The organism is Marinifilum sp. D737, assembly GCF_026672275.1.
GTDB lineage: Bacteria > Bacteroidota > Bacteroidia > Bacteroidales > Marinifilaceae > Marinifilum.
In genome coordinates, this window is record NZ_JANQCD010000014.1 from 68197 (window position 1) to 83808 (window position 15612).

A 15612-nucleotide genomic window follows, 5' to 3' on the forward strand; every position below is an offset into this window, starting at 1 on the left:
GTTAGAATTTCTTCTAACCTGTTCATAACTTGTTAATATTTTATTCAGTAGGACTTTGATCTTTTTTAGGTTTTTTCCTAACTTTCTTTTTCCTTATTCTTTTTTTATTATTCTTCTTCCAAAGCTTATCAAAGTAAACATTAAGTCCTATTTTACCTTCCCAAAAATAATCATTGTAATGTCCTTGCTTTAATCCATCTACTTCATCATTGAAGATATAATGGTTCAAGATTGAAAAGTTTAATCCAAATCTATCGTTGAGTAAAAATTCAACCCCAGCTCCATAAATTGCTTGGGCATGTATGGAATTTGACAGATCAAATGTAAATGCTGATTTGTCATGTTCTGAAAACAGACCAACACCACCTTCAACATATGGTGTCCAATCTTTATAAGGCAAGAGTCGATATTTTGCTGTTACATCAAGAGAATTAAAGGTTTTTTGAAAATGTTTTGTCGTAGCCAAATCCCCTCTTGTAATACTTGCCTTAAACTGCATAAATGATTGGGTATCATACAATAAGGAAACTCCGCCACAGGCTTCCATTTCTGTATGACTATAATCTCCCATATACAGCCATGATCCTCCTTCAATACCTATTCCGAATTTATGACGTCTTTTGCTTATCAATTGATCAAAGAAATCTGACTCTTGATTTTCTTCCTTTTCTTCTACATAACTGGTAATTACATCAGAATTCACCTCTTCCGGATTCTTAAGATCCCACAATCCCTCAATAACACCTTCTATAATAAGAGATTCAACAGCCTTTTCAATTGCTTCCTTCACCGCCATTTCGGATGGTTCATTATAGGTAAACCCTGTTTCAGCTTCTAAAAGCCTTTTAAACTTCACATATCTAAACAGACTTGCATCAACCTTTTGCGACAATATCATTTTTGAAGTATAAACCGTCTTCAGTATTCTACCATTACTGGTAGAAATTGCTCGCAGATACACAGTAACCCTATCCTGACGATATTGGCCTGAACCTCCAGCTGCAAAATACATTAAACCGGCACCTCCGGTAATTACATTTGCATCATAACTAATAACTCCACCTTCTAAAACAATTCCTGCAAACAATAATGGTGGCAACAATTGAGTATTATCATCTTTACCAGCATAATTTGCCCTGCTTGATCGAATAATCTTCCTCTCATTCAACAAGTTATTCAATCCTTCTCGTTCAAGGGGTATAAACCAACCAGATTCTTCAATTGCTTTTAATAAAATTGAGGTAGTACCCTGAGTTACAGCTGTAGACCAATTTGCACCTGTCTCAGAAGGCTTGTATTGTCCTGTTTGGTCTCGGAACTTATATACTGCTGCCACAATTTTCTCACGTGGCTCTGGTAGTCCGACCAGATTTTTTCTAACAGGAGTTTCTGCTCCAATTTCTGCTCGCTGTTCCGTTAATGGTTGATTAAAGTATGGTACACATCCACTGAAAATAAAAGATGCCAGCAGATAAAATGGTATAAATCTTTTCATATAGAGAGATTTAAAGAGGTATAATGATTAGTGGTAATTTTAATAACTTGGTATAACGACATTGGTGTAGTTTCCATTCCGTATATCCTGAATATTAACGGTAACTCCACTCGCATCTTCCATAATATCTACTTTATAGCTCCCCAAATTATAACTGCCGGTCTCCAAATCACCTCCTTCACCAAAAATTTGATTCACCAGTCTACTCGATAACTGATTTAATATCTGTCTATTCAAATTGGTTTCAAAATCATCAAGAGGATCAGTCTGATAACCATCCTGTGCAGTAGGGTCCTCGATTCTATCTTGCTGCTTTGCCGAATTTATCAACCAATTGTAATTGTATGGATTACCACCAAAATTTGAATTTATTGGAGTATAAACAAAATCCTGCGCCATTGCTCCAATAGGTTGGGCCAGAGAAAATACAGCGACTATGATTATTGCTTTTAAATATTTCATGGTGTATTTATTTTAAGGTTAAAAAATACCCGAACCTGATTGATCATCTCCATCAAGTTGAGATTTCATTCTTTCGTAATTGCTTAAATATCTAGTGGTTTTATATATTGCATAGTTTGACATTTGTTCCATAATATCGTTTCGCGGCTGCACCCTCTGCTTAAACACCTCTTCATCATTAACTAATATTGTAATTTGAGTTGCCAATCCAGGCAATACCATTTCCTTTATGGTAATTGTAAAGTTTTTCGCATTTTTGGGTGCATTCCAGGTTGCATAAAACATATCAAAAAAATCCCGACCTACTTTTGATATGGTCTCATCCATAATTAACCCATCGATTTCCATATCAAGTTCTGCTGACTCTGTACTTGAATTATTTTGTACAGCACTATTTAAAGCATCCTTTAATATTTTTAAAGTTCGCAAAGAATCTCTCTCTTTATTAGTTTGCTGAGCATGAACTGAAACCGAACAACAAAATAGCAAAGCAACCAATATCAAAAAAGTAATTCTTCGTAACGAACCAAACATTCTAAACACTATATAATCAGCCTTCTTCACAATATATAAATATATAGTTTCTAATTTTAAATTCATAAAGTTTTACACCACATTACACCACTCTTAAGAAATCTTAACTTTTGTTAACCAGTTAATTAAACTTAAACAGATAAATATAATTCTTTGACAATTGGTCATTTTTCATCCATTAAAATTTCGGACATCGAATTGCCCTAATCCTTCTCTTCTTTCTAAAATAGTGTGATCCTGAACAAGATGTGCGAGATTTTCCTAATAAATATGTTAGAGAAATCTCATGAGCTCCTGAGTTGGTTTTAACCAATTTTGATATTACATAGTCATATGAATATCCTATTCTTAATCTGTCTGTTTGATATCCTAAAAGCACAATAAACGCATCAAAATCAAAGGATAAATTTTGTCTAAACCAAGTTCCTACCACCCAATTGGTTCTGGAAAAATACAATCCATAGTTAATTTGCTCAAAATCTTGCTGCTTCTGATACAAAATATTTGGTGAAATAATGAAATCACTTTTCATTAAGCCACGTGAGTATCCAATGGGAATTGCTGCTCCCGCATGAACAGTATACTTCCTTGGCAAAACAGCTGAATTGTTATCACTATCGAATGCTTCATCAGGTTCCGATAAATGATCAGCAACTGCTCCTAAATAAAAGTTTTTATAATTTGCCACTATCCCAAGTGAAAAATCAATATAAGAATGTGATAAACTCCCTGGCTGTATTTCCCTTCCCGGATATATTACACCGTATAAAGGGTCAATCATATCTGAAAAAACCAAAGATTCCCAATCCAACTTTCTTTGTACATATGTAGCTTTCAAACCAGTATTAACTGAAAAATTTCTATTTATATTAAGGGAGTATGAATACATACCCGAAGCCATTGTAGTTTTAATTGCTCCATCTCCCTGATTATCCTGAATCAGCAAAAGACCTAATCCTCCATGCATTATATCAACATACTGATCGTAAGAAACCGTATAGCTTACAAAAGGTTTATTGTTTTGCGGCCATTGATTTCGATAGGACAATGATGCAACCGGAGCAAATTCTGATCCTGCTAAAGCCGGATTTAAGTACAAACGATTGGCATAGAATTGAGAGAATTCAATATCCTGTGCCTTGACATTCTGCGAAAGCACAATCAAAATGATAATATGAATAATTCTCCATTTTAACATCTTACTTTATTAAAGAAACGGAGCCATCTTGCTTTGACTTCCCATTAATAATAAGAGTCCATACATAAACTCCAGTATTTACAGGTTTCCCTTTATAGGTTCCATCCCATCCTACTCCTAAATCAGTAAATTCATAAATCATTTCGCCCCAACGGTTATAGATATACATTTCAATTTCTTCTCCTGCTATATCTCCTGTAATTACCGGGCCAAATGTATCATTCAATCCATCGCCATTAGGTGTAAATGCATTGGGAACAAAAATTCTATATCGATCAACATACACCATAATATCGTCTTCTCCCACACACCCATTGAAGTCAGTAAATATTAATGAGTATTTTCCTTCTTCTGTTACTGTATAAGTGGAAGATGTGGCTCCATCTTGCCACAAATAGGTACCTGGTAAAAATCTTATCTCGATTGCTGGAGTCAAAACTTTGCTCTCTGTATAAAAGATAGTTGTATCCGCACCTAAATCAAAAGTAGGTCTATCATGAACGGTAAAATTAACGGTGGATGTATTTTCACACATACCATCAGTAACCTGAGTATACAAAGTCAAATTATTGCTTATTCGATATGATAAAGGGTTATTTACAGGGTCAGATATACCTACATCCTGAAACCATGATATAATTGAACCCGAACTAGATACCCTTACATCTAAATCTGACAAATTATAATTGATTACCACACCTCCTCCTGCTTCATCTTCGCACAATTCAATGTTTAGATCATTCGCTAATGGCAAAGAATTTACAAAAAAGTTTAATCTTGCAGTATTCTCACAGCTATTGCTATTCGTTACCAGTGCGTAATAAGCACTTTGATTACTCACAATTTGGTTAGCTGGGTCATTTACGGGAATAGTTAAACGATCGTCCTCATACCACTGAATTGCAGCATTAGGATCCTGACTTAATGAGCTTTCAAAATCTGCAAGATTAATATTACCAATAGTAGAACTGCCAAATGTGTCTTCACATAATTTTTCTGTTACCGTTGTGGTTTCAGGCAAAGCTGTAATTGTAAAATCAAGTTCTCCAAAACTTTCACATGTTCCATCCCAAACACGGGCATAGAAAATATCCCCATCGGAAACCTGCACATTGCTTGGATTCAATATCGCATTTGTATGTAATACATCAGAATACCAAACTAAAGATATACCTTGGCTTGTACTGATGTTACTCTCATAAATTCTTAGGTCTTCACCATTAACAACTCCTGTATTAAAATTATCTTCACAAAGAGCTACAGAATGATTCTGTGCCTGAGGAAGGGAGTTAATCGTAAAGTCTATTTGCCCAACATTGCTTTCCACTCCAAAACTCACTCTCACAAAGAAATCATCACCATTACTAACACTTATATTTGATGGATTTGATACCGGAAGAGTCAATCCAAAATCGAAAAACCATTCTTTTACAGTTCCTGGGTCATTATTCACAGCAGGTTCAAGTCGAGTCAAATCATAACCTGCCACTGTTCCTGAACCTTGAACATCTTCACAAAGTTGAATTTGCAGGTCATTAGCTTCCGGTAACTGTCTTACATTAAATGTAACACTTCCGCTATTTGAACAATTAGCATCTTGCACTAAAGCATAAAGAACATCATTATCAGCAGCACTAACATTATCAGGTGTCAAAACTGCATTTGTCAGACCTATGTCTGTAAACCAAGTGACGGAGGAGGTACTTCCTCCATTTACACTCGAATTGTAGTTCAAAAGATTTATTCCTGTTGTCAAGCCCGTTCCGAATCTATCTTCCCAAACATCAACAACAATATCTAATGCTGTAGGTAAAGCATTTACCGTATAGGTTACTACTGCAACATTTGTATTTAAACCATCATCAACAGCGGCAAAAAATCTAACACCATTTGTAGCATTCACACTTGTTGGGTCAGGAATAGAATTTGTTGGTAACCCATTGGGCTCGGTTGGCCAATCAAAAAACCATGTAAATGTATCGCCATTCCCCTCATTAATTTGATTTTCAAGCAAACTTAAATCTACAGATGCACTACCACTTGCAGCAACATCTTCACATACTTCAGGAAAAACATCTCTGGCAACAGGAGTGTTTAAAACTGAAAATTGAACTGTAGCAATATTTGAGCAACTTGCATCGAAAACCAGAACGTAAAAGATATCTCCATCCATCACGTCCTGCGAACTAGGATTCGGAACCAGATTGCTTAATCCAGAATCGAAGTACCATTCCACATTTACAGGCTGACCTCCAGTTATGGCATTATTATGCGCTGTTAAATCAACAGCTGTCGCCGTCATTGATCCCGGAACATCTTCAAATTCAGTAATGTTTTGGTCATTTGCAATAGGCAATGGCAATACCGAGTAGGTAACAATAGCAGTGTTAGACTCACCTCCACTCTCAACTAAAACATGAAACTGTTGCCCATCACTAACAGTAGCATTTGTAGGATCTGCTACCAAAATCGTAAGCCCTGCATCATCATACCAAGTAACGGCACTTGTTGTTGCACCATTAATGGCTCCGTTCAATGCAGTTAAATCGATATTTGAAGCAAGTCCACTGCCAACTACATCCTCACAAATACTAATATTCTGATCATTCGCTATAGGAGATGAACGCACAACAAACTCAACACTTCCACGATTTGTACAGTTACCATTATCGATAAATGCATAAAAAACATCTCCATCACTTACTGTAATATTTCCAGGACCCGAAACCAAATTTGCAAATGCTGCATCTTCATACCAAACAACTGGATCTCCACTAGAAACAGCATTATCATAAGAAGTTAGATCAACACCTGATGCTGTTCCACTTCCAAAAGTATCCTCCCACAACTGAATTGTTATGTCATTGCCTTCGGGCAAATTTTCAATTGTATACGTTACTGTCGCAACACTTGAACCTGTTGAAGTAGACACCTCAGCATAAAACACTTCTCCATTGGAAACAGTTCTATTAGTTGGATTGGTAACTGGCTTGGTCAACCCAACATCATGGAACCAATTAACAGGCAGTGCATTTCCATTTGTAATTGAATTATCGAGTTGGGTTAAATCAATATTCGAAGCAATTCCAGAATTATAATTATCCTCACAAACTACAGGGTTTTGATCTACAGCTTGAGGTAAAGCATTCACTGTTACGGTTACTACGGCTACATTAGTACAATTTCCATCATCTACTTGCACCCAAAATTGCTGACCATTTGTGGCACTTACATTAGTAGGATCAGGAACTACAGTTGTTAAACCAACATCAGAGTACCATGCATAAGTAATACCTGCACCTCCGTTTATTGCTGTTTCAAGTGTGGTAAGATCAATTCCTGAAGCTGCACCACCACCAATCACATCTTCCCACACCGAAATAGTTTGATCATTAGCCGTTGGCAATGCATTTATAACAATGGACTGGGTTACATTATCAGTACCTCCCGAAATTAAATTTACCTCTAAATTAACATCGTAAGTACCTGAGACAGGAAAAACATGGGTCACGGTAAACGGACTTACATTACTTGTTTGTGAAGTTCCATCTCCAAAATCCCAGGTTGCACTTGCAATATTGGTTAAATCTGAAGTAATGGTAAACTCTGTATTATCGCCTTCACAGTCGAATTGATATGCAAATTCAAGACTAAAAATACTTGTGACAAAATTGGGCAAGCCTAACCAACATCTTTTTCCTGACAAATTTTTAGAGTCTGCCACAAAATTACTTCCTGATCCAGCAACATCTGGATTGTTAATTACATCCAAATTTAAACTCCCACTTGTTGCTGAATTATTTGTTTTGGCTAAATATATTCTATTATCCGGTGCCAATTGCAATGCACCATAATACCAGGCACCACTTCCAATTAGCTGTGCCGAAGCATTAATAGTAGCCTGATTACCAGATGAAATACTAAACTGATACAGTTCACCAAGAGTATACAAACTTACATACAAAAATTCGCCTGATGGAGAAAATTCCACACCATAAGGTGAAGTATAACTACTAATCTGTATTGGATTTGACACTTGTCCGGTGGAAGAATTAAAATCAAATAATTCTACCATATTTTCTGTATATATTGCAACTGCAAGTTTGTTCCCATTTGGTGAAGTTTTCATATAACCAATAGAAGATCTTCTGTCAGAATTATGAACGATACCTACGGAACTAGTAACGGCAGCTGACAAACCTGCTGCACTTAATTGATAAGCTAAAAACCGTCTATTCCCCCACTCATGAGTAAGCACCCAAAAATCAGTACCATTTGCATGTTTTACTGCTGTAACCTTTTCACAAACTTCATTCCTAAACACTATAACGTTTTTGGTGGTAACTTGCCCCAAACCACCATTCATTGACATATCCACAATTGAATATCTCAAACCATTTCTTAAAGCATTTTGATGAGCATCAACAGTAAAAATGTAATACAATACACTACTACCTGGTTGCTGCACAATAATTGAAGATTGAGTTGCAGAAACATTTCCATCCAATCCATCTCCATTTGCCATAACAGCGTGATTTTTATTATACACCGTTATTCCATCAGTATAAAATAAAAGATCGCCCTGAGCATTACAAACAGTTGCACATCCCTCTTCAGTATTTAATGCACCATCAGTTAATGGTGCCGCAGGGTCAACATTAAAATTCAAACCTGCATTTTCGCCAAAATACCATACCCCGGCACGTCCTTGGGCAAATATTTCAGAGAAAGAAGAAAGTACTAAAACTACAATTACTATGTATGCCTTCAGCCTCATAAAACAAATTTAAAAGTTTGTTTGCCTTTTCTTAAACTTTGATTATCTTTTACTTACACTCAATTTACAAAATAATAGTCATCATAACACAACAAAAACCAATTAAAAAAATCAGGTAATAATTTCAATATTTCGAAGCTATTCCTGATTTTTAATATTAGTTAAACGACTACGACTAAAAAAAATTAGCTTAGTCCTAAGTAATCAAATAGTTTTGATTTAACATTAGCAGTTAGAGGTCTCTTTCCGTTAAGAATATATGACAAGTAAACATCCGTTATTCCAATAATTTTGGCTACTTTTTTCTTCTTGTCATCAAGAATTCTAAGTCTCTCTTTAATTCTTACCAAATCGTCTTGAACTTCTTGTGTCATAACTGTTGTTTTAAAATGAATAGAATTGAGTAATAAGGTTTGTTTCTTTCTTTTCTTTTAACCGGATGGGAAGTAAGCAAACTGCCTACTCCCACACCAAGCTAATTTCTGCAAATTTTAACCAAATCATGGTTAGGTTTTAAAGTGAATAGAGTAATTAGTTCGGACTATAATCCAATCCGGAACCAATAGCTTTTTTAAGGTCAAACAATCTTAATTGCTTTTGCAACAGATCGTAATTTGTATATAAAGTTTTACGGTTTCCAATTTTTGAACTCTGTTCTTCTCTATCAACAGTAATAACAACTTTTGTTTTCTTAAAATTATCATTAATGAATTTTAGCATATCTAAATTAGATAGTGCTTTAAGTGGAATAATTACCAAATCAATAGATGTATGACTAAGAATAACTTCAGTTTCCAATGGATCATCAGCAAAATAAGCCTGCGCATCCAAACTGTGAATATACTCTTTCAATTCACCTATTAGCGATCGGTTCTCTTTTATAAATAAAATATTCATTGTCATTCCTGATGAAGGAAGAATTTTAAAACTATCACCTTCCAATATTAAAACACCCATATCAATTAGATATTAGAACGAATCTTTACTTTCAATTAAAATACCAAAAAGCCTATCATATTGATTATACGAACCTTAACACTTGCGTGAGTTATTTTTAAGGTATTACCAAATATCCACATTCGGATATAAATGTTTAAGAATAGTAAAACAGAATACTAAAAGCCTGCTATTCTAGTACATACATTTTTCTCCATAGTTTTATCCAATTTCGGACATCATTTTTTGGTTAATACCAGTACTTTTATGAATAGCTTGATTTTATTGATTTTACAATTTAAGACGGTCTTCAAAAAGTGGATATATCCGAAAATGGATGTAAAAAAAAATCTGGAATAATCCAGATTTTCACTTTTCTATTTTGTATTTTTTGATTCGCCGATCCAATGACTGCCAGGTGATATTTAATAAATCTGCAGCCTTAGATTTATTATAATTCGAACGCTCTAAAGCCTTTAGAATACAGTTCTTCTCTACCAGTTCCAAATCTAAAATTTCTTCAGAAGGATAATGGTAATGACTAGAATAATTTTCCTTAATCTCATTAAGCTGAAAATTGGACAATCCAAGTTTATTGGTATCGCAAATAATAACTGCTCTTTCAACCATATTTTTCAACTCTCTCACATTTCCAGGAAACTCATAGGCCAATAACTTTCTAACCACTGCTTCATCTACTTCATTAATATTTTTAGCCATTATCCTATTAAAATACTTCACAAAATAATCCAATAACAAAGGAATATCTTCCTTTCTATTACGTAATGGCTCTAGATGAATCACAAAAGAGCTTATCCTGTGATACAAATCTAAACGAAACCCCTTTTCATTACCTAGTTCTTCTAAATTTTGGTTGGTTGCAGCGATAATTCGTGTATCAAATGGAATTTCAATATTAGAACCTACTTTTCTAATCTTTCGGTCTTCAAGAACACGCAAAAACTTTGTTTGTAGATTTAACTGCATATCTCCAATCTCATCCAAAAAAAGTGTTCCTTTATTTGCTGCCTCAAACCACCCTGTTTTGGTATCAGAAGCACCCGTAAAAGCACCTTTGGTGTGTCCAAAAAATTCACTTTCGAACAAGGTTTCAGGAATCGCACTACAATTCACCGCATAAAAACAGTTTTCTTTTCTACTGCTCAAATAATGTATTGCCCTGGCAACCAACTCCTTACCAGTACCACTTTCTCCAGTTATTAAAACTGACGTATTCTCTGTTTTGGCAACCTTACCAATTAAATTTATAAGGTTCTTCATGTGGCGACTTTCCCCTACAATTTCATAGCCCATCGCCTCATAAAATTCTTTAGATATAATTGAATAGTTTCGCTTTACTTCCTGCAAACTCTTATTCAGGTTCACAAATTTCTTGGTTCGCTCTATGGAATGTTCAACATCTCTCAAGCGGAATGGTTTCGTGAAAAAATCGGAAGCCCCAAGTCTCATAGAATGAATTACCGAGTCCATTTCACTATAACCACTAATCATGATTACTTCAATATCTGAATGTTCTTTCTTTATCTTCTCAAGAACCTCCAGACCACTCATTTCAGGCAAATTAACATCAATAATCGCAATATGCACCTCATTACAGTTCATAATCTCAAAAGCTTCAGAAGGTGTACTGGCTTTAAAAATTTGAAAATTTGGATCAATAAGGAACTCACTCAGCTCATCGCGAACCAATTGCTCATCATCTAAAATCAGAATTCTAAGATTACTAACTGAAATCATAGTGGTTGTATAGTGTTAACTTTCCTTAAAATATACCTATTTTTTCTCTATCATTTGTTCAAATGGGAAAATTAATTTCATTTCTGTGTACTGATTTTTCTTACTGCGAACTTTAATTTCCCCATTCATTTTCTGCACTATATTCTTACTTACATACAAACTCAGGCCTGAATTCTTTTTCTCTTGTTTTGTAGAATAAAAAGGTTCAAAAATGGAATTCAAATTCCTTGGATCAATTCCTTCTCCAAAATCCTTAATCGACACAACCACCTCATTTTCTACAAGTTTTGTCTTTACTTGAATTTTATCTTCCATACTTTCATTGGAATTGCTTCTTTTCAGTTTTTCGCCTATTGATTCGTATGAATTATTCAAAATATCGACAATAACTTTCTGCAGTTTATACTTATTTCCGCATATATAAAGCGAATCAGGATCAACTTTTAATTGAATATCAACATTAGAGTTTTTGTATTGCTTTTTCATTAAGTTGACAGCATCCTGAACAACATTATTTACATTCACCGAGGCATCGCAACTTTCATTTTGTGATGAATTAAAAATACTAATTTGAGATAGGTATGCTTTTATTCTATCAATATCCTTAAATACTTGCTGACACTTCTCTTCTATGTATTCTTTATCAATTATATCTTTCGACAATCTCAATAAAACATTGTCAACAATCATGGATATCCCGGAAAGCGGCTGATTGATTTCATTCACCACACTACTTGCCATTTTCCCTAAAGATTCGAGTTCGGATTTTTGAGTTAACAGTTGATTTTGATACTCATTAACCAATAGTTCATGATTAATCTTTTTCTGCATTTCTGATGCATTCCGCTCAAGTTCTTTTTCATGCACTTTTAAATCTGAAATAACAGATTGATATTTATTCTCGATAATCCCTTCACCATTAGGTTGAGGCAATTCATTCATCAACAAACGTATTCCTTTGCCATTGTATGAAAAAGCGATTAAAACCACTTTCTTAAAATTCCCATTTTTAGATTGAAGATTAATAACATCAAAAACAAAATCTCTCTTTTTTTCTCTAAAGTTCAACAACTCCTCCACTTTATCCGCAAAAGGAACAGGAATAAAATTAAAGAAACTTACATTAGTCGTTTTATTCAGATCATTACATTCCAACATCTTGCAACCAAAATTATTGACATAAACGATCTCATTGTTTTCATTTAATTCAACAAATGCTTTGTCATGATACTCCTCCCTTTCAAAACCAAGACAATTCTTCAGAGTTGTTTCTATTTCAACATCTTCAGTCACATCCCAAGCAACTCCTGTATAAATAAGTAAGTCTACTTTAGAATTATACTCAGCATTTATTTCAAGATGAATGTGTCTTACTTTCTGGTCTTTTGTAATTATTCTATGCTTAAGTTCAAGTTTTTGATTCTCTTTTGCTCTAATGTTTAAGACTTTATCAAAAGACAATAAATCCTCAGGGTGAAACTTCTCTTTTATACAGGCTAAGACATTATCAATCTCCTTATCTGAAATTTCATAAATGCGATAAAACTCTGTCGATCCTCGAAGTATATTTGTATAAGAATCCCATTCAAAACTTCCTACCCGTGCCAATTTCTGTATTTTTCGGATCATTAATTCTTTCTTGATTAATGAATCCTTCAAGAGTTTTTTATCTGAAACATCCCGACCTACGATATGATAGAACATTTCATTAAATTCCATTTGCTTAAAAACGGTCCATTCTATCCATTTTTGTTCCAACAAATGATTCTTTATTGGTTTTTCCAGAATAATCGACTGGCTTTTACCATTCATTTGTTTAATGGCTACCGATATTTGATCTGAAAGTTCACTATTGATATCTGCAACTGAATTAACGGCAACTCCATCTAAAGAGTAGTTAAAGAAATCTGTAAATGCCTTGTTCGCAAACTCTATCTTAAATGAATCGTTAATTTTAAGAATCAACTCACTCTGTCCTTCAATAATGGTTCTGTAATTGCTTGCAAGGTTTTTAAGCCTGTTTTCAAAAAGTTCTTTATCTCTTAATGCAAGATTCAACTTTACATTTTGATCCTCCTTCTGTTTTCTATTATTATACAGATCCAAAAAGATATTTACCTTGTTTTTTAAAATTGTTGAGTTAAAAGGTTTCATGATAAAATCGACACAACCACAATCGTAACCTCTTTGTTCACTTTCTTTATCAAGATAAAAAGCGGTTATATAAATAATCGGAGTTTCTGCATTCTTTATTCCAGATCTGATTTTCTCAGCAAGAGCAAAACCATCCATTTGTGGCATTTGAATATCAAGAAGAATTAAGGCATATTCTTTCTCCTCTATTTTTCGGATGGCATCTAATGGGGATTGAATCAACTCTAGTTTTGCGTCTAATTTTCCCAATACCGCACCTATTAGATCCAAATTCTCCAATCTATCATCCACAACCAATACTTCCGGAGTAAAATTAAATCCCATACGCTACTGATTAATCTTAACTAAAACCATTTATAGAAAAAAAAGACCCTAAACTGGGCATTTCTTTAGTTATTCCATAATTCTTTGTTTAATCAAAATTAAAACGAATACGCCTAAAAATCAATGCTATTGTGATTAACCATGCTTAAAACTCCTTGAGAAGTACAAAAATCTTGGTCAACTATCCGAAAATGGCTATTAAGTTTTTCAACTAAATCCCTAAATAAGAGCACAAAGAGCTCCCTCAAGTGTTAAGTATTTATACTCGAACCCCTCTTTTTTCAGGCGATTCGGAAGAATAGTTTGTCCATTTAACAGAACAGTAGAAGCTTCACCAAGTAATAATCTCAAAATGAAGGATGGAATATGACAAAACGCCGGACGATTTATTGTTTTTGCCATCATTTTTGTGAAGTAAGCATTGTTAACTCTTTCTGGTGCAACCAAGTTGTATACTCCTTTGTTTTTTTCATTAATCACAAAAGCATACACCTTTATCAAATCATCAATATGAATAAACGGAAACTGTTGCTTACCAGATCCCAAACGACCACCAATACCTAGTTTAAAAAACGGCAATGATTTTTGAATGATTCCTCCATGTTTACTTAAAACCACTCCTAGTCTAAAAATTACGGTTGCTACATCCAGCTTTTGCATTTCCATCGCGGCCTGTTCCCATTCCATACAAACTTTACCTAAGAAATCATGAGAATATGCTTCACTTTCCTCTGAATGCTCATTATGACAAGAATAGATACCCACTGCCGATGTACAAATAAATTGGTCTGGCTTATTTTCTATAATAGCCACTGCTTTGCATAGATTTTTAGTCGTTTCCACCCGACTATCACGAAGTACTTTTTTTCTATTTTTAGTCCACCTAGAAAGAATTGAGGCACCCGAGAGATGAATAATTACATTTGCACCATCAAGAAGATTAGCCAAAGCTTTCGTATCACCATACAATCTCTCTCTGGGAATCTTTACAATTTCAGCTCCAATTTCAGTTTGTAAATAATTACACAAATGTGAACCTACCAATCCATTACTTCCTGATATTGCAATTTTCATCTGCTTTGAATTTTTCTTTCAGTTACCAAAAGATTCAGTTTATAATCAGGATTTAGATGAATTGATTCAAACGATAAATCCTGAATAATCTCCTGCTAAAAATTTCTTCAAATCGGCACCTGTAATTCGTACTTTAATATTTCCTCCCATGATGTAAGAGATATTCCCCGTTTCTTCAGAAACTGTTATCACATGCGAATCTGTTGCCTGGCTCATTCCAATGGCCGCACGATGTCGTAAGCCCAAACTTCCGGGAATATTAGTACTATCCGTAACTGGCAAAATACAACGAGCCGCAAGAATTTTATTATTGGCAATGATTACTGCTCCATCATGCAGAGGAGAATTTTTAAAGAATATCGACTCTAACAATGTTCCGGAAACTCTTGAATTTACAATCTTTCCTGTATCGGCGTAAGCCTGTAAATCGGAATTTTTCGCAATTACAATTAAAGCACCGGTTTTCGATTTAGACATGTGTTCACATGCTGTAACAATAGAGGCAATTTCCTGTTCTTGAAAACCAACCTCATCCTTTGTAAACCAATTCTCTAAACTAAATTTCTGATTTACATTATATCGTGAGCCTAATATCAGCAAAAATTTCCTGATTTCCTGCTGAAAAACAATAATCAATGCAATCACTCCAACTCCAATAAATTGTCCAAGAATACTACTCAACAATTCCATATTAAGAGCGCGTACAAGCAGCCACATTAGATAAAAGAGAAATAATCCCACAAAAATATTAATAGCTACAGTTCCACGAATCAGAAGGTAAACTTGATACAAAAGAAAGGCTACCAAAAGAATATCCAAAATATCGAAAAGCCCAAGAGTGATAAAAGCAGTGATCATTATATATTTAAATTCGGTCTATTAACAAAATTACAATTTTAT

The 15612-nt window shown here is 34.4% G+C and carries 11 protein-coding genes; all 11 read right to left on the minus strand.

All coding sequences use genetic code 11. From position 1 onward, the window contains the following. Positions 1–40: 40 nt before the first annotated feature. The 11 genes from NQ163_RS10250 to cdaA all read right to left on the minus strand — a co-directional run bounded on the left by NQ163_RS10250 (position 41) and on the right by cdaA (position 15570). On the minus strand, positions 41–1495 hold the full coding sequence (locus tag NQ163_RS10250) for a CsgG/HfaB family protein (protein WP_268190244.1): 1455 nt from the start codon (positions 1493–1495) through the stop codon (positions 41–43). Between the two features lie 39 nt (positions 1496–1534). Beyond that, positions 1535–1957 carry a curli production assembly/transport component CsgF gene (locus tag NQ163_RS10255; protein ID WP_268190245.1) on the minus strand — a complete coding sequence of 141 codons (423 nt, stop codon included), beginning with the start codon at positions 1955–1957 and terminating at the stop codon, positions 1535–1537. 18 nt (positions 1958–1975) lie between these two features. Next, positions 1976–2557 (minus strand): CsgE family curli-type amyloid fiber assembly protein, encoded by a 582-nt coding sequence (locus NQ163_RS10260; protein ID WP_268190246.1) that lies wholly within the window; start codon positions 2555–2557, stop codon positions 1976–1978. Between the two features lie 112 nt (positions 2558–2669). Then, positions 2670–3689, minus strand: a complete 1020-nt coding sequence (locus tag NQ163_RS10265; protein ID WP_268190247.1) for a PorP/SprF family type IX secretion system membrane protein — start codon at positions 3687–3689, stop codon at positions 2670–2672. Between the two features lies 1 nt (position 3690). Further along, positions 3691–8466, minus strand: coding sequence for a gliding motility-associated C-terminal domain-containing protein (locus NQ163_RS10270; protein ID WP_268190248.1), 4776 nt, complete (start codon positions 8464–8466; stop codon positions 3691–3693). Between the two features lie 185 nt (positions 8467–8651). Next, positions 8652–8840, minus strand: a complete 189-nt coding sequence (locus tag NQ163_RS10275; RefSeq protein ID WP_054720643.1) for a helix-turn-helix domain-containing protein — start codon at positions 8838–8840, stop codon at positions 8652–8654. Positions 8841–8997: 157 nt separating this feature from the next. After that, positions 8998–9423: a hypothetical protein gene (locus NQ163_RS10280; protein ID WP_268190249.1), complete on the minus strand. Its 426-nt coding sequence runs from the start codon at positions 9421–9423 to the stop codon at positions 8998–9000. A 348-nt stretch (positions 9424–9771) separates the two neighbouring features. Then, positions 9772–11160 (minus strand): sigma-54-dependent transcriptional regulator, encoded by a 1389-nt coding sequence (locus NQ163_RS10285; protein WP_268190250.1) that lies wholly within the window; start codon positions 11158–11160, stop codon positions 9772–9774. Between the two features lie 36 nt (positions 11161–11196). Next, complete coding sequence (locus NQ163_RS10290) at positions 11197–13638, minus strand: response regulator (RefSeq protein WP_268190251.1); 2442 nt, start codon at positions 13636–13638, stop codon at positions 11197–11199. 219 nt (positions 13639–13857) lie between these two features. Further along, a complete protein-coding gene (locus NQ163_RS10295) occupies positions 13858–14712 on the minus strand; it encodes a TIGR01777 family oxidoreductase (RefSeq protein WP_268190252.1) in 855 nt (284 codons plus the stop codon). Positions 14713–14778: 66 nt separating this feature from the next. Beyond that, the gene (cdaA, locus tag NQ163_RS10300; RefSeq protein ID WP_268190253.1) at positions 14779–15570 is read right to left on the minus strand and encodes a diadenylate cyclase CdaA; all 792 of its coding nucleotides are present in this window, start codon (positions 15568–15570) and stop codon (positions 14779–14781) included. Between the last annotated feature and the right edge of the window lie 42 nt (positions 15571–15612).